Origin of the sequence: Streptomyces sp. NPDC002994 (assembly GCF_040611155.1) — a bacterium.
In the GTDB taxonomy this organism is placed as follows: Bacteria; Actinomycetota; Actinomycetes; order Streptomycetales; family Streptomycetaceae; genus Streptomyces.
Genome location: NZ_JBEXNQ010000007.1, coordinates 47,305 through 68,132 on the forward strand (window position 1 = coordinate 47,305; position 20,828 = coordinate 68,132).

The 20,828-nt window shown below is 70.3% G+C and carries 21 protein-coding genes; 6 read left to right on the plus strand and 15 right to left on the minus strand.

Annotated elements, in window-relative coordinates:
* Positions 1-17 precede the first annotated feature (17 nt).
* Positions 18-1,535, plus strand: a complete 1,518-nt coding sequence (locus tag ABZX79_RS10825) for a DUF6056 family protein (protein WP_355254420.1) — start codon at positions 18-20, stop codon at positions 1,533-1,535.
* On the opposite strand, the gene ABZX79_RS10830 is transcribed toward ABZX79_RS10825, so the two are convergent.
* The 9 genes from ABZX79_RS10830 to ABZX79_RS10870 form a co-directional block, all read right to left on the minus strand.
* A complete protein-coding gene (locus ABZX79_RS10830) occupies positions 1,510-1,971 on the minus strand; it encodes a GtrA family protein (RefSeq protein ID WP_355254422.1) in 462 nt (153 codons plus the stop codon). The two genes, ABZX79_RS10825 and ABZX79_RS10830, sit on opposite strands and share 26 nt — an antisense overlap.
* The gene (locus tag ABZX79_RS10835) at positions 1,968-2,951 is read right to left on the minus strand and encodes a glycosyltransferase family 2 protein (protein WP_355254424.1); all 984 of its coding nucleotides are present in this window, start codon (positions 2,949-2,951) and stop codon (positions 1,968-1,970) included. Before ABZX79_RS10835 ends, ABZX79_RS10830 begins: the two co-directional genes overlap by 4 nt.
* 167 nt (positions 2,952-3,118) lie before the next feature.
* Entirely contained in the window at positions 3,119-3,367 is a 249-nt protein-coding gene (locus ABZX79_RS10840) for a hypothetical protein (protein ID WP_355254426.1), read from the minus strand.
* Between the two features lie 26 nt (positions 3,368-3,393).
* Positions 3,394-3,663 carry a hypothetical protein gene (locus tag ABZX79_RS10845; RefSeq protein WP_355254428.1) on the minus strand — a complete coding sequence of 90 codons (270 nt, stop codon included), beginning with the start codon at positions 3,661-3,663 and terminating at the stop codon, positions 3,394-3,396.
* An 88-nt stretch (positions 3,664-3,751) separates the two neighbouring features.
* Positions 3,752-5,374 (minus strand): alkaline phosphatase D family protein, encoded by a 1,623-nt coding sequence (locus ABZX79_RS10850; protein WP_355254430.1) that lies wholly within the window; start codon positions 5,372-5,374, stop codon positions 3,752-3,754.
* A gap of 106 nt (positions 5,375-5,480) precedes the next feature.
* Positions 5,481-6,671, minus strand: coding sequence for a hypothetical protein (locus tag ABZX79_RS10855; protein ID WP_355254432.1), 1,191 nt, complete (start codon positions 6,669-6,671; stop codon positions 5,481-5,483).
* 142 nt (positions 6,672-6,813) lie between these two features.
* Positions 6,814-7,719, minus strand: a complete 906-nt coding sequence (locus ABZX79_RS10860; protein ID WP_355254434.1) for a DMT family transporter — start codon at positions 7,717-7,719, stop codon at positions 6,814-6,816.
* Between the two features lie 36 nt (positions 7,720-7,755).
* Positions 7,756-8,499, minus strand: a complete 744-nt coding sequence (locus ABZX79_RS10865) for a DUF998 domain-containing protein (protein WP_355254436.1) — start codon at positions 8,497-8,499, stop codon at positions 7,756-7,758.
* A 200-nt stretch (positions 8,500-8,699) separates the two neighbouring features.
* A complete protein-coding gene (locus ABZX79_RS10870; RefSeq protein ID WP_355254438.1) occupies positions 8,700-9,605 on the minus strand; it encodes a phosphatidylinositol-specific phospholipase C in 906 nt (301 codons plus the stop codon).
* A 117-nt stretch (positions 9,606-9,722) separates the two neighbouring features.
* Between ABZX79_RS10870 and ABZX79_RS10875 the strand changes: the two genes are divergently transcribed.
* On the plus strand, positions 9,723-10,271 hold the full coding sequence (locus ABZX79_RS10875; RefSeq protein ID WP_355254440.1) for a DUF2165 domain-containing protein: 549 nt from the start codon (positions 9,723-9,725) through the stop codon (positions 10,269-10,271).
* 79 nt (positions 10,272-10,350) lie between these two features.
* Here ABZX79_RS10875 and ABZX79_RS10880 read toward each other — a convergent pair whose 3' ends face one another.
* The 5 genes from ABZX79_RS10880 to ABZX79_RS10900 form a co-directional block, all read right to left on the minus strand.
* Positions 10,351-10,551, minus strand: a complete 201-nt coding sequence (locus ABZX79_RS10880) for an antitoxin (protein ID WP_215130963.1) — start codon at positions 10,549-10,551, stop codon at positions 10,351-10,353.
* A 116-nt stretch (positions 10,552-10,667) separates the two neighbouring features.
* Positions 10,668-12,137, minus strand: a complete 1,470-nt coding sequence (locus ABZX79_RS10885) for an FGGY family carbohydrate kinase (protein ID WP_355254443.1) — start codon at positions 12,135-12,137, stop codon at positions 10,668-10,670.
* Positions 12,138-12,183: 46 nt separating this feature from the next.
* Positions 12,184-13,524: an MFS transporter gene (locus ABZX79_RS10890; protein WP_355254445.1), complete on the minus strand. Its 1,341-nt coding sequence runs from the start codon at positions 13,522-13,524 to the stop codon at positions 12,184-12,186.
* Positions 13,525-13,641: 117 nt separating this feature from the next.
* On the minus strand, positions 13,642-14,424 hold the full coding sequence (locus tag ABZX79_RS10895) for a DeoR/GlpR family DNA-binding transcription regulator (RefSeq protein WP_355254447.1): 783 nt from the start codon (positions 14,422-14,424) through the stop codon (positions 13,642-13,644).
* Entirely contained in the window at positions 14,421-15,065 is a 645-nt protein-coding gene (locus ABZX79_RS10900) for a histidine phosphatase family protein (protein WP_355254449.1), read from the minus strand. Before ABZX79_RS10900 ends, ABZX79_RS10895 begins: the two co-directional genes overlap by 4 nt.
* Before the next feature lie 130 nt (positions 15,066-15,195).
* On the opposite strand from ABZX79_RS10900, the gene ABZX79_RS10905 reads away from it, so the two are divergent.
* From ABZX79_RS10905 to ABZX79_RS10920, 4 genes are read left to right on the plus strand one after another with little or no spacing between them, the layout of a single operon-like run.
* Positions 15,196-16,239, plus strand: coding sequence for a 2-hydroxyacid dehydrogenase (locus ABZX79_RS10905; protein ID WP_355254451.1), 1,044 nt, complete (start codon positions 15,196-15,198; stop codon positions 16,237-16,239).
* Entirely contained in the window at positions 16,236-17,687 is a 1,452-nt protein-coding gene (locus ABZX79_RS10910) for an FGGY-family carbohydrate kinase (RefSeq protein ID WP_355254453.1), read from the plus strand. Before ABZX79_RS10905 ends, ABZX79_RS10910 begins: the two co-directional genes overlap by 4 nt.
* A 45-nt stretch (positions 17,688-17,732) precedes the next feature.
* Entirely contained in the window at positions 17,733-18,182 is a 450-nt protein-coding gene (locus ABZX79_RS10915; protein ID WP_355254455.1) for an Rrf2 family transcriptional regulator, read from the plus strand.
* A 5-nt stretch (positions 18,183-18,187) separates the two neighbouring features.
* Positions 18,188-18,925: an NIPSNAP family protein gene (locus ABZX79_RS10920; protein ID WP_355254457.1), complete on the plus strand. Its 738-nt coding sequence runs from the start codon at positions 18,188-18,190 to the stop codon at positions 18,923-18,925.
* Positions 18,926-19,051: 126 nt separating this feature from the next.
* Here ABZX79_RS10920 and ABZX79_RS10925 read toward each other — a convergent pair whose 3' ends face one another.
* On the minus strand, positions 19,052-20,137 hold the full coding sequence (locus ABZX79_RS10925) for an acyl-CoA desaturase (protein ID WP_355254459.1): 1,086 nt from the start codon (positions 20,135-20,137) through the stop codon (positions 19,052-19,054).
* Positions 20,138-20,828: the final 691 nt, after the last annotated feature.

A 20,828-nucleotide genomic window follows, 5' to 3' on the forward strand; every position in this document is an offset into this window, starting at 1 on the left:
GGTGAAGAGGAGACCTTGTGACGGCTGCACCGGGTGTCGCCATCCCGCGCGAACCCGTACCGGGCAAAGGCGGCCCGGGGCGGGGGAGCGGGAAGGGGGTCCGAGGGCTCTTCACGTCGTGGACGACCGTCTGGACGACGGGGCTCTGCCTCCTGCCTCTGGGGCTGCTCGCGGCAGCCGCATGGCTGGGCCGCCATGTCCGGCCCACCGCCGACGAGTGGTGTTTCCTGCCCAAAGTGCGTGAGCTCGGCGTCTGGGGAATGGTCGAGAAATTCTACGCCACCGACAACGGCCGGATCGGCAATGGCCTGCTCGTCGGGATGTACGCGAAGTTCCCGGTCGCCGGCCATCAATGGTTCGCCGTGATCACCGGCGCCCTCATGCTGGCCGTCCTGTGGGCCCTGACCGTCCAGCTGCTGCGCAGGGCCGGCCAGTCGGTGCCTCGTGGAGTCCCGCTGCTGGTGGCGTCCATGATCACGGCGGTGTTCCTCTTCGCCACACCCAACACCTACAAGACCTTCTACTGGCCCGCCGCCTCCGTCTCGCACACCCTGGCTCCCGTGCTGGCCTGCGCGGCGGCCCTGCCGCTCCTGGGGGCGCGAAGCCGGCGGGGCAGGATCACCGCCCTGGCCGTCGTGCTCCTGGCCGGCGTCTTCATGGGCACGCTCTCCGAGGAAGCCTCGGTGGTCTGCGTCGTGGTGCTCGCGGGTGTCGTACTGCTCGGCCACTGGGTCTTCACCGAGCGGGCGCTCGCCGTCGCCCGCTGCTGGGCTCTGGTCGGCATCGCCGGCATCGGCATCGGCATGATCGTGCTGATGACGTCCCCGGGAGGGCGCAAACGGCGCGAGCGGTTCGGCCTCGAAACCACCTCCATGCTCGCCCCCGAGTCGCTGATCGCGTCGCTGCGCGGGTACGTACACATCCTGGAGACCGTCTTCACGACCTGGCAGTACGTGGGAGCGGTCGCGGCCGGAGTGCTATTGGGCCTGCTGGCGCGCGGCCGGGCAGGCGCCTCGCCGTTGCTGCTGCCGTGCCGGCCGGTGCTGTGGACATCCTTCGGCGCGCTCGCCTTCCTCGTCTCGGGCTACCTGTGCACGGTCATCACCTATCCCGTCTTCGGCGCACGCGTGATGACCGCCCAGCGGACCTGGAACGACTACCTGCTGCTGTACGTCCTGTTCCTCGTCGGCGCCGGCGCCTTCCTGGGACGCGCGCTGCGCCTGCGTGAGCGGCGGACGGGTGTGGTGGCGAAGGCTGTCGCCGCGGCGGTGTGCGTCGCGGCCGTCCTGGGGCTGGCCGTCCCGCTCTCCCACCTGGGCCACGACATGCGCGTACGGGCGTACAAGTGGGACCGTCAGGACCAGTACCTGCGCGCGCAGGCGGCGAAGGGCGCGAAGAGCGGCCCCTACACGCCGCTGTCGGTCGCCGGGACGCTGGAGCCGTTCGGCGGTCAGGGGCGCAATGTCTGGCCGGCCGGGTGTGTCGCCGACTACTACCACCTGGACAAGGTCACTTACTCGAATCGGCTTCCGTGATCTGTTGCTCAGGCCCCTGCGGCTGCGGCTGTGCCTGCGCTTCGCAGGCCCGCGTGGCCGCCGCGCCGGAGGTGATGGCCCACCGGGCGAGCAGGAACGACAGGGGTGTGACGAGGACACCGGCGGCGAGCGCGGAAATGTTCTCGGGCATGCCGAGCCTGCTCACAGCGACGTACAGCAGGATTCCGCTGCCCACGACGTTGGCCACGGCCGACAGGGGATACCGGAAGAAGGCACGCCAGGTCGGCTTCGTGCGCAGGGTGACATACGAGTTGAGCAGGAACGATCCGACGATGCTCACCGCCCAGCCCACACCATGGGCGACCAGATACGGCATCCAGATGTTCAGCGAGGCGTACACCGCGTAGTAGACCGCTGTGTTGACGACGCCGATCGCGGCGAAGGCGGCGAACTGGCGCAGGCCCCGAGCTTTCATACCTCCGGCCGCGCCTGTCCGGCGGGCTCGAGCGAGAGGCCTGAGTCGAGCACAGCGGCCGACTCGTCCGTCTCACGGACCACATAATGCGGTCGGCGCTTCGACTCGTCGTAGATCCGCCCCACGTACTCCCCGATGACCCCGAGGGTGGCGAGCTGGATTCCGCTGAGCGCGACGACGGCGGTGATCAGAGTCGCGTAACCGGGGGTCTCGACCCCGTCCAGGGCGACGTTCGCGATGATCCACAGCGCGTAGACGAGAGCGGACAGGAAGAGCCAGAGGCCGGTGTGGATCGCCAGGCGCAGCGGGCGGCTGTTGAAGGAGATGAGCCCGTCGATGCCGTAGTTCAGCAGATGCCGGCCGCTCCACTTGGACTTCCCGGCGGCCCGCTGGACGTTCTCGTAGGTGAAACTGACAGTGTCGAAGCCGATCCAGGAGAAGAGCCCCTTGGAGAAGCGGTTGCTCTCGGGGAGCGACAGGAGGGAGTCGATGGCACGACGCGACAGGAGTCTGAAGTCGCCCGCGCCGTTGACGATCTCGACGTTCATGCAGCGGCGTACGAGCCGGTAGTAGGCGCGGCAGAGCGCCGTCCGCAGAGCCCCTTCGTTCGTACGGTCGCGCTGCGCGATGACCTGGTCGTACCCGTGCTGGTGAAGCTCCAGCATGCGGGGTATGAACTCGGGAGGGTGCTGGAGATCGGCGTCCATCAGGACCACCGCGGCGCCCCGGGACATACGCATGCCGGCCAGCATGGCGGATTCCTTGCCGAAGTTCCGGCTGAAGGACGTGTAGCGCACCCGTGGGTCCGCTCCGGCGAGGTCCTTGAGGATCACTATGGTCTCGTCGCTGCTGCCGTCGTCGACGTAGCAGATCTCGAAGGTCGCCCCTATCGGCTCGAGCGTGGTGATCAGAGCGTCATGGAAGGCCTCGATCACCTCGCTCTCGTTGAAACACGGCACGACGATCGAAATCTGGACCATGGTCATTTCACCCCATGCACTGTTCCCGGTACATGCGCTGCCGCCTCCAGTGGAACGCGGGGACGGGCCGGGGGCCGTCCCAGGCACTCCACATGGGTGACGGCAGCCGGGATGACAGCGTGCACAGCGTGCGGGGGACAGTGGAGGGAAAGAGGACCGGTCGTCGCTCAGCTGCCCAGTTCCGCGACCGTCGCGTCCAGCGTGCTTGCCAGGGCGGTGATGTCCTGGTCGGACGGCGTCCGGGTGCCGATGCGTCGGCCGAGTTCCTCGGCCGAGACCACCTCGATGGCGCCCAGGTAGTCGCCGGTGTCCAGCTCGGCCGCGGGGATCACCCGAGCCCGGCCCTGGACGACCACCAGCGTCGGCTCGTCCGCACGCGGGCGCAGGAGATCCCGGACGTGTTCCTCAGTGATCACGGCGGCCGCCTTTTCTGAGGTCGAGGTCACTTGTGGCGCTTGCGGCGGGCGGGGGTGTGGGTGACGTCGCCCTTGGCGGAGCGCTGGGCGCCGCGCTCTTCGCCGGACGATTCCACCCCTTCCAGGCTTTCACCGCTGGCTGTTCCGCCCTTGGTCTGGTAGCCCTCGCGGGCGCTCGCCGTCCCGGGTACGACCCGTTCCTGCGCCTGGCGCTCCGCGCCGGAGTGGGCGCCCGGACCCTTTTCTGTGCGCGGCCGGGGCTCGCGGTCCGGATCGCGTGAATCCTTCTCACTCATTGCGCACACCTCGTTCCTGGGTGTTGACCCTTGATGCCTGCGGGTCGTCGCTGATTAGGGGGTACCCCTGTGGCGGGAGTGATAACTGTCAGGCCGAGGTGAGGCCGGGCCTGCCCGCTTCGGTGACGAACGAGGCGGCCGTGGTGAGCGTCCCGCCGGGCCTGGTGACCCCTGAGACGGTCTTGAAGTCCACGCGTGCCCGGTCTGTTCCCAGGGTGATGACGGTGTATCCGCGGCGGCCGTTGTAGTACTTCAGGTGCGGGTTCGCCTGGATGAGGTCGTCCCAGTTGGCGGGCTTGTCGGCGCCGTCCCTGCCACTGGAGACCGAGGTGGTGGAGATCTCGGTGCCGATGGTGCGCGAGGCCGGGTCCTGGAAGTCCTTCTTCAGGTCGAAGCCGTAACCGACGTGGGCGTCACCGTCCAGCACCAGCAGATTCTTGATGCCCGCCGCTTCGGCTCCGTCGAGGATCCGCTGCCGAGAGGCGGGATAGCCGTCCCAGGCGTCCATGGAGAGCTTGAAGTCGGCGGTCGGCTTGTCGCGTCTCTGCGCGAAGGTGACCTGCTGCGGTACGACGTTCCACGTGGCGCTCGAATCCTTCCACCCGTCGAGCAGCCAGCGCTCCTGCGCCTCGCCGGTGATGGTGCGTGACGGGGACTCGGATTCCGGGCGGGCCTTCTGCCAGCCGTCCCCCTGGGCCTGTTCCGAGCGGTACTGACGGGTGTCGAGGATGTCGAACTGGGCGAGCTGCCCGAAATGCAGCCGCCGGTAGAGCCGCATGTCGGGGCCCCGGGGCTGCTGAGGAGCGCGCAGGGGCTGGTTCTCCCAGTACGCGCGGTAGGCGCCGGCGCGCCGGAGAAGGAACTCCTCGGGCGGCACGCTGTTCTCGGGTGTCTCGCCCGCGTAATTGTTCTCGGTCTCGTGGTCGTCCCACGTGACGGCGAACGGATGCGCGGCGTGCGCGGCGATGAGATCCGGGTCGGACTTGTAGAGGGCGTACCGCAGCCGGTAGTCCGCGAGCGTCATGGCCTCGCGGTTGAAGTGGGCGGGCAGCACGCGGTCGGTGTATGCGCGGGAGCCGCCGGCGCTGTCGACGGCGTACTCGTAGAGATAGTCCCCGAGGTGGACGACCAGGTCCAGGTCCTCACCGGCGAGGTGCTTGTACGAGGTGAAGTAGCCGTGGTGGTACGCCTGGCAGGCCACGGCCGCCAGCTTCAGCCGGGAGGTCGCCGCGCCGGGCGCGGGAGCGGTGCGGGTCCGCCCGACCGGGCTGTCCCACGTCCCGGTGCGGAAACGGTAGTAGTACGGACGCCCCGGATCGAGCCCGGTGACTTCGACATGCACGGTGTGGTCATACTCGGGATGCGCCGTGGTGGTACCGCCTCTGACGGTGCGCAGGAACGTCTCGTCGTGGGCGAGTTCCCAGGTGACCACCACGCGCTTGTCGGGCAGACCGCCGTCGGGTTCGAGCGGGCGGGGGGCGAGCCGGGTCCAGAGCAGCACGCTCTCGGGCAGCGGGTCCCCCGAGGCGACGCCCAGCGTGAACGGATTCTCCGCGATCTTCCTGGCATCCAGCTCGGGCACGCTCGCCGCGCCGGCGGCCGGCAGATCGGTGGCGAAGGCGAGTGCGGCGGCGGCCGCGGTGAGCGTGAGGAAATGACGGCGTCCCAGGCGTCGGACAGCGGCGCGCAGCTCGGGCTGATGACTATTCATATGCCGCGTGATATGCCCGTTTTGCGATTACCTTGATCGCCGCATTCGGGTGGTACCGGTGAGGGCGGCCCGGGTACGGGCCGCCCTCGGTGTCTGTGGTCGCCTGTCAGGCTCCGTTGGTCGCCTCTGGTTCCTTCTGGCGGCGCAGGAGAGCCGACCCGGCCAGGACCGCCCCGACCGCGGCGCAGGACACCGCTGCGGCGTCCGCCCACGCGAAGGACTCACCCAGACTGCTCTCCAGCAGGTCCACCGTGCCGACGCTCGCCACCGCGTGCAGGGCGACGATGCCGATGGCGGTCGCGGCGCTCGCCGCCCAGATGCGCATGGTGTCGCGTACGGCCAGCCACACGCCGAGCACCAGGCAGAGCACGGTGACGGCGATGGCTAGCGCGTCCGCGTATCCACCGGAGCGCAGGTGCGCGAAGTCCGTCGGCAGGTGGATGACGCCGCAGGCGAAGAGAAGGACAGCCGCGGGCCATCGCAGTACGGAACGAAGGGCCGGCGAAGCGGTGTCCGCGCCGGCTCCGGCGGCGAGCGCGCCGCCGACGGACGGGATGACGCCGCGGGGGCCCATGGTGGGCAACGCGGGTCGGCCGCTCGGCCGCTCGTCGGCTGCGGCGGCCTTCTTGTCGGCGCTGCGCTCGCTCGGTGTCTTCTCACCCTCGAGCGTGGCCCGCTTCTTGCGGGCGGGGGCCGCGTCGCCCGCCGGGGAGCGGTGGTCGCTCTCCTCGTGGCCGAGGATGCTCACCAGCTGTGCCACGTCCTCGATCGGCCTGCCCAGGGCCGCGGCGCGCAGCGTCGTGTCGGCTTCGTCGACTTCGTGCGGGTGCTCGGTGAGCAGGGCGACCAGCTGCCGGACCTCGTCCAGCGGGCGGGCCACGGCGGCTGCGCGCAGCGCCTCGTCACCGGGGCTGGGCACTTCCCCGGTCCGCTTGAGCAGGCTCACCAGCGCGGCGACTTCCTCCAGCGGCCGGCAAGTGGCCGCCGTCCACAGCAGCATGCGTATGGGCTCTTCACTCGAGTCCCGGTCCGGGTCTTCTTGGGGACCGGGATCCGCGGCGGCCTCGTTCGCGGCGGCCACCTTCGTGGCAGCCTCGCTTGCGGCGGCCACCTTCGCGGCGGCTTCGTTGGCGGCGGCCACTCTCGCGTTGGCTTCGTTCGCTGCTGCTTCGTTCGCTGTGGCCTCGTTCGCGGCTGCCGCGTAGGCGTCGACCATGTACGCGGGGGCCGCGTCGTCGGGGGGCCTTGAGCGGTCGTCGTTGTTGGGCGTAGAGGGCATTGTCGGGTCGGTTGTCATGGCGCGGCTCCGTTCGCCGTACTTCCGGTGGCACACACCGTTCGGTTGTCGTGCGACACCTGGACGCACGCTTTGATCTATCAAAGGGGCATTTATATCTATTGCGCCATCCGGGCATGGCAGAAGAGGGTTCTTGACGGAGTCAGGTCGCGGAGGTGTCGTGGTCGTCGTGGTCGTCGTGGTCCTCGTGGTCGTCGTGGTTCTCTGTTTTGACCCTGGGCAGGAGCAGTACGCCCCAGGTGACCATCACGGCGCCGATGCCCTCCGGGATCAGCCACCACCCGGTGCGTACCTGGTCTCCGTACACCAGCATTCCGAGCGCCACACTGACCAGGGCCTCTCCCAGCGTGAGGGCGGGCTGGGAGGCCACCAGGGGGCCGGATTCCATGGCATTGGCCAGGAGGAAGAGGGAGCACGCCCCGGCTGCCACGAAGCCGTATGTCTGCCAGCAGGCCAAGAAGGCCCCGGCGCCGTGCTGTTCGAATGTGGTGGTGGAGAACTTCATCAAAGTGGCCGTCAGGGCGTAGCCGATCGCGGAAGCCGAGCTGAACAGAGCCGCACGAGCCATCCCGCGCGGCCGTGGCAGGGCGGCCAGCACGCAGAGCGTCATGGCGCCGCCCGTCGTGAGCAGCGTCAGTACCCACACGCCCGGCGCGACCTCCCCGTGGCGTTCGTACGGAGATGCCGCGGCCAGCGCCAGACCGAGGCCGACGGCGATCATCGCTGCCGCCGTCCAGCCGGCCGCGGGCAGCCGTCGCCGGGAGATCATGGAGGCGATCAGGAGGGTGAAGGGAAGTTCGCTCACCAGGATGGGCTGGACGAGCGACATCGAGCCGAGGGTCAGGGCCAGGGCCTGGCACGCGGCGGCGACGACAATGACGGCGATCCCGCCGAGCCACGCCGCGCTGTGCACCAAGTGCGGGATCAGCCGGAAACTGAAGGCGTCGCCTGGGGGCACGCGTCGCGCGGCGATCCTCTGCAGCACCGTGCCGGTCGCGTTGCCGAGCGCTGCCAGCACGGCGAACAGCACGGAGAGTACGGATGCCACGCGGCGGTTCCTCCGCTTCCTCCGGTTCTCCGGGTGCTACCGGAGCCTGGCCGCCGGCACCGACCCGGCCGCCGCGTTCCGCGGCCATGGCTCTCGCCCGACGGATGCGAGGAGTTCACGGGCGAGGAGGGCGAACCACAGTCCTACCAGGAGCAAGTGGGCCCGCTGCGGGAGACCGTGCCAGCCGGGGTGGCCGATCAGCGGGCCGGTGGTGATGACGGCGGACCCCAGCGCGCCGGCGAGCAGTCGTGGGCCCCAGCGGCGGATCACCGGTGCACGGGCCGGTTCGGCTGCCGCTGCCAGGCAGAACAGAACCATGCAGGCGAAGAGGAAGAAGTGGACCAGCCCGCTCGTGACCGTGTGCCAGGGATGCACGGCCTGGCACGTCGGTTCCAGGGAGGGGGCGCATCCCATGGGCAGCAGGACGTCGGCCAGGGACGACATCCCAAATCCGAACAGTGCCCACCAGCCCGTACGAGCCGCCGTGCCACGCCCCGGGCCGCGCGCCAGGAGCGCGCCGGCCATGACGAGTACGGCGCATGCGATCTCCATCCGGCCGAACAGCACCCTGAAGGGCTGGTCGGCTGCGAAGAGCTCGCTCACGTAGGAGTGCCGGTAGTCCAGGCCGGTCGGCAGCAACAGCTCCAGCAGCCAGCCGTTGTACAGCAGCGCCGCCCCGGTCAGCATGACCGCCGCCAGCCTCTGCCGTCCGCCGGCCGGCCGGTGGAGCTGCTCAGGGTGTCCAGAGACTCCGAGCGGCGCATTGCGGGTCAGTTGCATGGTGACGCTCCGAACCGGGCGGTCTGGGCGACACGCGTCAGCGGGGCGCTCGGATCAGTGAACGTGGCCGCGGTGCCACCACGCGGAAGAGGCATGGTCATCGCCGCTGGTTTAGCGGTCCGCGCGCGCCCAGTCCAGCACCTGGTGCCTTGTCTCACCCGTGTGGCGGGGGATCTGCCTGCCGCGTCGGCCGGCGCGGGCTACTTCGCCGCCGCGCGCACGATGCCCTGCCCGGCGTTGTGCCGGATCAGGGACTCCACCAGCCCGGCGCGGGTGTTGGGGAAGTCCATCGGCACCACGCCGAGGCCCGTCCAGCCGCCCGCCTCGGTGCCGTTGAGGAAGCTGAGCACTCTGGGGTTGAGCCGGTCGGAGTTCCAGCGGGGCGGCAGCAGCGCCGACGTGCTGACGTAGTTGAGGAACAGCTTGCCGGGCTGCTGGGCGGCCCTGCGGAAGTGGGCCTCTATCTGGGGGTACTTGGCACCCGGCTCGGCCATGTAGTCGTCCTGGATGTCGAAGAGTGCCGCGGTTCCGTACCGGACGCCGGGCAGTCCGCCGTTGTCGGCGAGCAGTACGACCTTGCCTCTGGCCTGCCCCAGCACCGGCAGGCCCGCGTCGATCCGGAAGAGCGGCCGCCAGCCCTTCCCGTCGAGATAGAGGTCGAAGATCCGGCGGAACTCGGTGTCGGCCGCCTGCGAGTACTCCTGCTTGACGCGCATCAGGACCGTCTCCGACGGGCGGGCCCGCAGGAAGTCCTGGCAGGCGACGAGCACGTCGCCGAACATCAGGTTCTGGTAGTACGCGCCGTGGTGGATGGCGAAGGAGTCACCGATGGCCCGGCACCGCACGTCCAGGAAGCGGATGCCACTCGCCAGCTGCTCGGCGACGGAGGTGTTCTGACACGCCACCCAGGGGCCGCCGACGCGCGCGCCCGAGTCGTGGGTGCCGGGGACGGTCAGCCGCTGCAAGGGCGTGGAGTCGTCGAGACCCGCCATCCAGTCCTGTACGGACAGGGTCCGCGGAGCCGCGGCGGCTCTGGGTAACCCGAGCAGAGCGGTCGCGGAGAGCGCCGCCGCTCCCGTCAGAAAGCCACGCCGGTCCACGCTCATGCGTTCGGTCCCCTCGGTCGGCCAGGGATCGCCGACCGCCCGATCGGCCCGCAAAGTATGACGTGGACAGGTCACAATTGACAGGGTCGGTCCCCACTACATGACACCGAGGTGCACATGCCAGTCAGGAACACACGCTTACGCGCTACGCAGCCTCTTGGCGCCGCCGCCACCGTGCTCGTCGCCACGGTCGCGCTCTACATGGCGCTGGTCGCCTTCGGCAACATCACCGACTTCGGCACAAACCAGGAATTCGTACGGCACGTCCTGGCGATGGACACCACCTTCAAGGACGAGGACCTCATGTGGCGGTCCATCGATTCGCCCACGGTGCAGAACATCGCGTACATCGCCATCATCGGGTGGGAAACCGTGGCGGCGCTCGTACTGATCGTTGCGACGGCCCAGTGGGCGATCGCCCTGCGCGGGGGTGAGTTCGGCCGCGCGAGGCGTGTGGCAACCCTCGGGCTGCTCATGGTGCTGCTGCTTTTCGGCGCGGGCTTCATCGCCGTCGGAGGCGAGTGGTTCGCCATGTGGCAGTCCGACGACTGGAACGGCCTGGAGGCTGCCACCAGGAATTTCCTTGTCGCAGGCCTGACTCTGGTGGTCGTCCATCTGCCGGCCGGCGCCGGTTCCGGTTCCGACCCGCGGCGCCCCGGCGATTGAGCAGGCGGCCCCGCGTGGTGGTGTGCGGGCGCGTGAGGGCGGGACGGAGTTGTCCCGCCCTCACCAGGACTTCGTTCAGTCAGGGCTGGGGCGGCCGCTCCTGGCCCGGGCCCTGCTCCCTGCCGAACTCGTCTCTCAGCTTGTCCTGGCCGGTGTCGACCTGACTCCTGTACTTGCCCTGGGTCCGGTCGTCGACGGCGTCGCCCGCCTTGTCGATGCCCTTTCCGGCCTGGGACTCGTGGCCCTTCATCATCTGCTTGAGCTTGTCCATCATGGACATGGGTCAGCCTCCTCGCTGGTTGCCCCCCACCCCTACAGGGTCCCCGCACCTCATGCGGTCCGCATCTGCGAGCGCGGGAGGCGGCGGGCAGCGGGCTGAAGGCGGCGATGACGCCGTCAGCCCGCGTCCAGCCAGTCCCGCGCGCGCAGTTCCCGGGCGAATCGCCCGTACGACTCGTCCAGCGCCGCCCGCTCCCGCTCCAACGGCTCGACCAGGCGCCCCGCCGCCGTCATCGCCGCCGCGCTCGCCGAGAGGTCGGGGTGGAGGGTGCCGGCGGCGGCGAGCAGGGCCGCGCCGAACGCCGTCTCCGCCCGTTCGGCGACGCGCAGCGGCCTGCCCAGGACCGTGGCGCGGATACGGGTCCACAGGTCGCTGCGGCTGCCGCCGCCCGCCGCGTGCAGGGGGCCCCGCACCTCGATGCCCAGCGCCTGGACGCGCTCCAGGGCGAGGCGTTCCAGGAAGGCGACGCCCTCCAGTGCGGCCCGGTGCCGGTCGGCCTCGTCCTGCGGCGTACCGGCACAGAAGCCGCGCGCGGCGCCGGAGACGAACGGGAACCGCTCGCCCTCGCGGCGCAGCGGGTAGTTCAGGCAGGAGGCCGGACCGCGGGCGTCGGCCGCCGCGTCCAGTCGGGGCAGGTCGGCCGGATCGACCGCGGCCAGCGCCTCGCCGCCGGTGTTCGAGGCGCCGCCGGGCAGCCACCAGCCGTCCGGGTGACGGTGGCTGTAGAGGGCGCCGGCCGGGTCGGTGACCAGAGCGCGAGAGACCCCCTTGAGGACGTACGTGGTCCCCAGTACGCCGACGAACTGTCCCGGCTCCACGGCGCCCGTGGCGATCTGGCCCGCGCAGCCGTCGGTCATGCCGAGGCGGACCCGGCAGCCGACGGGCAGACCGGTCTCGGCCGCCGCCCGGGCCGAGACCGTACCGGACTCTGTGCCGGGAGCCTGTACGGAGGGGAGGAAGCCGGCGGGGACACCGAAGGCGTCAAAGACGTCGGTGGCCCACTCGCCCGCGCGCGGGTCGTAGCCGGTCTTCAGGGCGTGGCTCCAGTCCGTGGGGACCGGGTGCCCGGTCAGTTCGCGGCCGAGCAAGTCAGGAGTGTGCAGCACGAGTTGACCGGGGCGGGCCCGGTTCGCGTACCAGACGAGCTTGCCGAGCGCGGCCGTCGGGCCGACGGTCAGGCCGAGCGCCCGCCACCGCGCCGCGCCGAGCTCCTGTGCCTTGGCGTTGATGTCGGCGGCCCGCCGGTCGTCGTACATCAGGGCCGGACCCACGGGCTCCCCGTCCGGGCTCGCGAGGACGAGGGTCCCGGAGGTAGCGGAGACGGCGACCGCCACCACCTCCCGGCCGCCGCCGGGGAGCGCGGCCGTGGCCTGCCGCAGAGCGGCGGCAGTGGCGGGCCACCAGGCCCGGGCGTCCTGCTCGCTGTGGCCGCCCGCGCCGCGTACCGGCTGGGGGAGCGGCGCCCGCCCCTCGGAGAGGACCCGTCCGCGGGCGTCGGCGCACACCACTCTCACCGCGGCGGTGGCCACATCGATGCCGGCCACGACGGGGACGGGGGAGCGGGGTGCGTCGGCGGTGCTGCTCATGGGTGGGACGGGTCCTTTCGCGTACGCGCGTACAGAGGTGTGCGGATCAGGTGGTGGCGCGGGCGGCGACCGGTACGGCGGCTTCCTGAAGGGACTTCCCCTGCACGATCGCTTCCTCGGAAGCCCTCGGCAGCTTCAGGAAAAGCGTGAGCACGGCGGCGACGACGTACAGCCCGGCGAAGATCAGTACGACGCCGTCCCGTCCCAGCGGCCCGAGGAAGAGCGAGACGATCGCCGGCCCCACGAAGGCCGCGCCGCCCGCGCCGAGGTTGAGCAGCGCCATCGCGCCGCCCTTGTTCTCGGGGGCCAGCGACGGCATCAGCGCGGAGATCGGTACGAATCCGGCGAGCGTGGCGCCGTAGATCATGCCGACGCCGACCGCGACCCAGTAGTTGTCGGTCATCAGCTTCGGTACGAAGTACAGGGCCAGGACGCTCACGGCGCAGCCCACCGCTCCGAACCAGCCGATGGTGGTGCGCCAGCCGATCCGGTCGCTGACCAGCCCGAAGAGCAGGTTGAAGAAGATGTTGGTGGCGAACATGATCGAGAGAAGGCGCAGCCAGTCACCGTCGCTGAAGCCCATCTCGTCGGTGAAGAAGGCGGGGAGGATGACCCAGAGGCCGAACTGCGGGGCGGTGTTGATGATGCGCACCACGCAGCCGACGGCGACCTTGGGGTTGGTCCAGGCGATGGACAGGCTGCGGGTCAGCGACTGCACCGGCTTGACTCCGGGCGGCGCGAGCCGGGAGTACCCGGTCCGTTCGCGTACGCCGAGGAGACAGAAGGCACCACCGATCGCGATCAGGGCGACCGCGACCCAGAGCGTGCCGAACTTCCCGAAGAGCGGGTTGGTGACGGACGCGGTGAGCGAGCCGAGCGTGGGCAGGCCGCCGGTGAAGGCGAAGTAGAACCAGCCGACGGCCGCGCCGAGCCGGGCCACCGGGGCGGTCGCGGTGACCCACACCAGGAAGGAGAAGGCGAAGAGCGGGTAGCCGAAGCCGCGCAGGCCGTAGAAGAGCAGCATCAGCGTGTAGTTGTCCTGGGCCGCGCCGAGCGTGAGGAAGAGGATGTCGAAGACGATCCAGATGGCGAGGCCCAGCTGCATCACCCGCCGCGGACCCCATAGTTCGGACAAGGCGCCCGAGAGCCAGGAGGCGAGCATGACCGTGACGCCGTACGCCGTGATCACATAGCTCGCCCGGACTTCGCTGCCGGCGCCGTTGCCCTCGATGAACGGGGCGATGAAGCCCGACTCGACGCCGTCGCCGATCATGAAGATCAGGACGCCGATGAAGCCGAAGAGGAGCGGCCTGGGGATCCCGATGCGATCCCAGACCGTTCCTCTCGTACCTCCCGAGCGCGCGGCGGGTGCGGCGGTGCTGCTCATTGCTCGTGCCTCCACATTGAGGTGCCATGGGCCGGGCCCGCGGACATAACATCCGCGACCGGGAATGCATCATGACCTCTGTGAAATTAACACGCAAGAGTTTAAGAAATCTTGTTGTCAGCCGCCGACCGCCACTCGGACATCCGTGCGCTCCTTGAGTGCGGTCAGCAGCTCGCCGCTCAGCCCGTCGAGGACTCCGTCCACCACCAGGTGGTCGAAGTCCTCGACGGGTGCCAGCCGGTGCAGTGCGGTCCTGGCCAGCTTCGTACGGTCCATCAGCAGCACCTTGCGTGTGCCGGAGGCCAGCATCGCCCGCTTGACCAGCACCACGTCCTGCTCCTGGTGGTACGTCATCCGGGCGTCCATCGCCGAGGTGGAGACCAGCACCATGTCCACGGAGAGCGCCTCGATGGCCTCCAGGCAGGGGACGCCCAGGAAGGAGTCGTGGGTGTGCGAGTACTCCCCGCCGAGCGAAATGAGGCGTATGTCTTCGTGGCCGACGAACAGGTCGATGACCCGGCGGGCGTTGGTCACCACGGTCAGCGGGGCGTGCTCCACCAGCAGCCTGGCCAGCGCCAGCGCGGTCGTGGAGTCGTCCAGCATCACCGACATCCCCGGCTCGACGAGGTCGGCGGCCGTCTTCGCGATGGCCTCCTTCTCGGCCGTGTTGACGCCGAGCCGGTAGTCGAGATTCGACTCGAAGACCGTCGACGGCAGCGCGGAGACCCCGCCCCGGAACCGGCGCAGCACCCCGCGCCTGGCCAGCTCGTCCAGGTCGCGGTGCACCGTCATCAGGCTCACGCGGGTGAGTTCCGCGAGCTCGGCCCCACTCGCCGTCCCGTGGTGCAGCACGTGCTCGGTGATCATCTGCCTGCGGGCTTCCGCGCCGGTCGTCGTCATGCGTCCAAGTTTCGCGTACCGCCATGGACAGGTGCCCAGGTGGGGACGTTGAGCGAGCGCAGAGCGGTGCCGGCGTCCGTCACCTCGATCTCGGTCACGGCCGCGTTGTCGAGCCGGGGGAACACCAGGCGGTAACGGCCGACCGGGATGGAGAGCATCGAGCACAGCGCCATGCGCAGCAGCGTGTTGTGCGCCACCACCAGAACCGTGCCGCCCGGGTGCTCGCGCGCGAGGCCGCGCAGCGCGTCCGAGGCGCGGGCCGCGGCGGCGGACGGTGGCTCGGACCCGGGGAAGGCGCCGAGCTCCGCGTCCTCGCGGAAGCGGCGTACGGCCTCGGGGTCCTCGGCTGCCATCTCCGCGATGGTGCGGCCCTCCCCCCAGCCGAAGTCCACCTCGCGCAGCGCCTCGACAATCTCCGGTTCCAGGCCGAGAGCCTCGGCGGCCGGCCGGGCGGTCAGCCGGGCGCGGCTGACCGGCGAGCACGCCACGGCGTCGACGCCGCGCTGCTTGGCCCAGCTCCCGAGCTCCTCGGCCTGCCGCAGCCCCTTCGCCGTCAGTGCGACGTCGGAGATGCCGGCGTACCGGTTCTCCGCGTGCCATTCGGTCTCCCCGTGCCGTACGAGCAACAGGCGTGACGCCATCGGTGATCTCTCCCCTGCGGTGCATTGATTCTTCAAAACAATGATGTTAAATCTATCAGCGCCAGTGTTAGTGGCGCTGCGGCAACGCTGACGCGCAGCCCCACCGCGACCCCAAGAAGGGCCCCGCTCAATGCGCATCCTCGCCGCCGGCGATCATTTCGTACGTCCCGACCTCCTCCGAGCCGCGCTGCGCGAGGAGCTCGGCAGCGACCACCAGATCACCGAACTCACCCTGCCCTGGCCCCACGAGCCGTTCGGCCCGGTCGGCGACGTCCACGAGGCGAGCGGTACGGAGGAAGAGCTCATCGAGGCGTTGGACGGCGCCGAGATCTGCGTGACCCAGATGGGCGCTTTCACCGAGAAGGTCTTCACGGCCTGCCCGGACCTGCGCATGGTCGCCGTCTCCCGCGGCGGCCCGGTCAACGTCGACCTCGCCGCCGCCACCAGCCACGGCGTCGCCGTCTCCTTCGCGCCCGGCCGCAACGCCCCCGCCGCGGCCGAGTTCGCCATCGGCCTGATGCTCACCGCCATGCGCCGCATCACCACGGCCGACGCCGAGCTCAAGCGCGGAAAGTGGCGCGGCGACTTCTACGCGTACGACGAGGGCGGCATCGAACTCGACGGCGCCACCGTCGGCCTCGTCGGCTACGGCGCGATCGGCCGCATCGTCGCCCGCGTACTGCGCGCCTTCGGCTCCCACGTCCTGGTCGCCGACCCCTACACCGACCCGGCGGCCGCCCGCGCCGACGGCGTGGAGCCGGTCGAACTCGACGAACTCCTGCGCCGCAGCAGCGTGGTGAGCCTGCACGCCCGCCTCACCCCCGAGACCCACCACCTCATCGACGCGGCCAAGCTCGAACTGCTGCCCAAGGGCGCGGTCCTCGTCAACTCCGCCCGTGGCGGCCTCCTCGACTACGCCCCGCTGCCCGATCTGCTGAAGAGCGGTCGCCTCGGCGCCCTCGCCCTCGACGTCTACGACATCGAACCGCCGCCCGCCGACTGGCCGTTGCACCACGCCCCGAACGTCGTCACCGCCCCGCACCTGGCCGGCGCCACCCAGCAGACCGCGCACCGCGCCGCCGCCATCACCGCCGCCGAAGCGGGCCGGTTCGTACGCGGCGAGAAGCTCGCGCACCCGGCCAACCCAGAGGTTCAGGAGGCCGCACGCCCATGAGCGTGATCATCGGAGTCGACATCGGCACCTCCGTCACCAAAGCCGTCGCCTTCGACAGCGAAGGGACCCCGCTGGCCTCGGCCGCCCGCCGCAGCGGCCTGGTGCGGCTGCCCGGCGGCCGCGTCGAACAAGACCTCGACGACGTCGTCCGTACGGTCGCCGAGGTCGTACGGGAGACCACCGCCGCCCTGCCAGGACCGCCCACCGCGCTCGCCCTCACCGGCCAGGGCGACGGCCTGTGGCTGCGCGACGCGGACGGCCGCGCGGTACGCCCCGCCATCTCCTGGATGGACGGACGGGCATCGGACCTGGTCGCGCGCTGGCTGGAAAACGGCACGGTCCAGGAGGTGTACAAGCACACCGGATCCGGCATGTTCCCCGGCTGCCATGCCCCGCTCCTCGCCCACCTCCAGCAGCACGAGCCACAGACCCTGCGACGCGCGGTCACCGCGGGCTACTGCGTCGACGCCGTCGCTCAGCGCCTCACCGGCGAGGTGAGCGTGGACGCCTCCGACGCCACCCTGCCCTTCCTCGATCCGGTGAGCCGTACGTACTCGCCCGAAGCGCTGGCCGCCTGCGGAATCGAGGAACAGGCGCGTCTGCTGCCCGCCCCCGCCGCGCCCGGAACCGTCCTGGCCCTCGACGCCCACGGCGCCGAACTGCTGGGGCTGCCCATGGGACTTCCGCTGACCGCGGGACCGTACGACCTTCCGGCCTGCGCGATAGGCAGCGGCGTACGCGACGTGGGCGACGGACTGCTGATCGTCGGCACCACCCTCGCCTGCCAGGTCCTCACCGACCGCGCCAGGACGGACGGTTCCACCGAACCGGCCGGCATGTGGCTGTGCACCCCGGACACCGACCGGTGGCTGCGCGCGATGCCCGCGATGGTCGGCACAGCGGCCCTCGAATGGCTCCTCGCTCTCACCGGCGCGACCACGGCCGACCTCGACGGCCTGCTCGCGCAGAGCCCGCCGGGCGCGAACGGCGTCACCGCGCTGCCCTTCCTCTCCGACGCGGGGGAGCGCGCCCCGTTCGTGGACCCGGCCGCCCGTGGCCGGCTCGACGGCCTCACTCTCGGCCACACCCGCGCCGACGCGGTACGCGCCATGTGCGAGGCCATCGGTTACGCCGCCCGGCACTGCCTGGAGGCCGCCGGCCTCACCGGCACCCTCGCCGCGTGCGGCGGCGGCACCCGGTCGGGCCCGTGGGCGCAGCTCTTCGCCGACATCCTGGGGCGTCCGGTCCGTATCCCGCGGGACAACGAGGTGGGGGCGCTCGGCGCGGTACGGGTGGCGCGTCGCTTCCTGGGCGAAGCGCCGGAGCAGAAACCGCAGTTGTTCCGGACCGTGGAGCCGCGGCAGGAGTCACGCGCGGTGTACGAGGACGGCTACGCCGCCTACCGCCGCGCACTCGACGGGGCGCGACCCCAGTGGGCCGGGAATTGACTACGGGTACGCTGTAACAGAAGCTGTTGCAGTGAGGAGGAAGTGATGGCGGCGAACAGTCGACTGACCATCGCGACGCATGCGCTCGCCTGGCTGGCGTTGGCGCACCGCCGTGGTCAGGAGGTTCTCACTTCGGAGCAGGTCGCGGCCAGCGTCAACACCAACGCCGTGATCATCCGGCGCAGCCTCGGTGACCTGCGGCGAGCCGGCCTGGTGGAGGTCCGCCACGGCGCTGGTGCGGGCTGGAGCCTGGCCCGTGAGCCGCAGGGGATCACCCTGCTTGAGGTGTACGACGCCGTCGGTGCGCAGCCACCGTTCGGCCTGCACCACACCGAGCCCAACCTGGAGTGTCCGGTCGGCCGAGGCATCCGCCCCGCCCTGGGTGACGTCTACGGGCGGGTCGAGCAGGTCATGCGGCGGGAGCTGGCGGACACGTCGATCGCCGATGTACTTCGCGAGACGCTGGTGAACCAGCCGAAACTGAATGAGGAGTAAGACTGGTGAAAGCTTTATGGTGTCCGGTCGTCGAGCTGCGACAGTACACGCTGTACCCAGGACAGCGAGACGTACTGATCGATCTGTTCGACCGGGAGTTCGTCGAGTCCCAAGAGGCAGTGGGCATGACCGTCCTGGGGCAATTCCGCGACCTGGACGACCCCGACCGGTTCGTCTGGCTCCGCGGCTTCGACGACATGCCGCGCCGCGCCGAGGCGCTGGAGAGCTTCTACGGCGGGCCGGTCTGGCAGGCGCACCGCGACAAGGCGAACGCGACGATGGCCGACTCTGATGACGTACTGCTGCTGCGGCCGGCCTCGCCACGCGGCGGGTTCCCAGAGCCGGTTGGCGCCCGGCAAGTCCCCGGCGAGCCGGCGGCACTGCCGCCGTCGCTGGTCCTCGCCACGATCTGGTACGGCCACGGTCCGTTCGACGCCGCATTCGTCGAGTTCTTCGAGCGGCGGGTGCGGCCCGTACTGGCCGAGACCGGCGGCGAGCCACTGGCGTACCTGCGGTCGGAACACGCCCCGAACACCTTCCCGGCGCTACCGGTACGGATGAACGAGGAGGTCTTCGTATGGTTCGCACGTTTCACCGACGAAGGCCACATCGACGACCACCTGAATCGCTTGCGGCATTCAGAACGCTGGCGCGAGGACGTGCTGCCGGCCCTTTCGGAACGGTGGGCCAGGACCCCGCAACGGCTACGGCTGGCACCCACGGAGCGGTCAATACTGCGGTGAGTTCCGAGGGTAGCCGGCGGGACCGCCGTAATACCCGGCGGACCGATCGTGGCAGAACGGATACTCGCTGACCGTGCCCGGTCCAGCCCTCCGGTCGCGCATGCAGCGGCCGAGACAGGGATCTCCCTACACCTGGGCCCTGGACAGAGCGGCGGCCGCACGGGCCTCGCGGATCGGGGCGCCTGCCTGGTGGAGGCTGGTGAGCGCCTGCCGGTACGAGGTGATCAGGCTGGTCTCCAGGTAGCTGATGCCGAGGTCCCGGCAGTAGTCCCGGACGATGACCTGGGCCCGCCGCAGGTGCGGCGAGGGCATGCTGGGGAACAGGTGGTGCTCGATCTGGTAGTTCAGCCCGCCGAGCATGATGTCGGTGAACCAGCCGCCGCGCACATTGCGGGAGGTGAGCACCTGGCGGCGCAGGAAGTCGGGGCGGTCGTCGCCGGTCAGGATCGGCATGCCCTTGTGGTTCGGGGCGAAGATGGATCCGAGGTAGACGCCGAACAGGCACTGGTGGACGGCCAGGAAGGCGATCGCCATGCCGGGCGGCAGCACCAGGAACAGCACGGTCAGGTAGACGGCGAAGTGGCCGAAGAGCAGCGTGCCTTCGAGGGTGCGGTTCTTGAGTGTGCGGTTGGCCAGCGCCCGTACGCCCGCCACGTGCAGGTTGAAGCCTTCCAGCGTGAGCAGCGGGAAGAACAGGAAGGCCTGCGAGCGGCCGAGTAGCCGGGGCAGTCCCTTGGCCGCGCGCGCCTGGTCCTGGGACCAGACCAGTACGTCGGGGAGGACGTCCGGGTCGAGCTCGGCGTGGTTGGGGTTGGCGTGGTGGCGGGTGTGCTTGTCCTGCCACCATCCGTAGCCCATGCCGATGCCGATGTTCCCGGCGAGGCGGCCGGAGCGCTCACTGGCCTTGCGCAGCCGGAACACCTGACGGTGGGCTGTGTCGTGGGTCACCAGGGCGACCTGGCCGAAGACCAGGGCGAGGAAACCGGCGACCGCCAGCGTCCACCAGCTGTCACCGACGAGTACGAAGGCGATCCAGCCGCCGACGTAGAGGGCGGTCACCGCGGCGATACGAGCCGTGTAATAGCCGGGGCGGCGGCCCATCAGCCCGGCCTCGGTGATCTTCTTGGACAGTTTCGCGAAGTCACTGCCGGATTTCTGCGAGGCCGGGGCCGGGGCCGAGGGCGGAGGTCGTTCCGAAGTCTGCACTGTCATGGAGAGGAATCCTTCTGGGGTGGAGGCACGTGGGCGGGCGTAAGGGGGAATCCCGGGGATGCGCCCCGGCCGGGCGACGACACTCAGCGGAATCGCCGACGGCCGGACGGGGGTCACAGGCGCGCGGTGGAGGCTCGCGGCGCCAGGTATTCGCGGATTTCGCGCCGCACCGTCGGTCTGGGGGCGCCGATGGCCGGGGGGAAGGTAGAGAAATCGGTCGGCCGGGCCGACGGAGCTGAGGGAGCGGGCTGAGTGGCAGTGCGACCTTGCCTTCGGGGTCTTCTGCCAGGGACCTTCTTCGGCCTCGTGGATACGGGCGACCAGGCTGTCGGCGGCGTAGGCGACGACCCTTCTCTTGCCACGGTAAACCACATCCGATCGGCGGCCCGGGCGGAACGGGCTTTTCCACCCTCCCCGGCCTTGTCACAGTACTGCCCGGTCAGGGACGTTCCGCTGGGCGTGTGCACCGCGGCAGACGCCCGTGACCACGTCGGGGGCGCGATTTTGAGGCCTGTACGCCGTAGGGGGCCGCAGCCCGGCGGAGGCTCTTTGCCCGCCTCCGCGGCCTCGCGCCCCTGTGGTGCGAATCACTTCGGGCCACCCCTCGCGGAGCTCCTGACAGCCGGGCCCGCGCGAAGGTCTCGCCCGCATTGAGCGTCGTGCCACTGGTCAGGACCATGACCGACCGGTC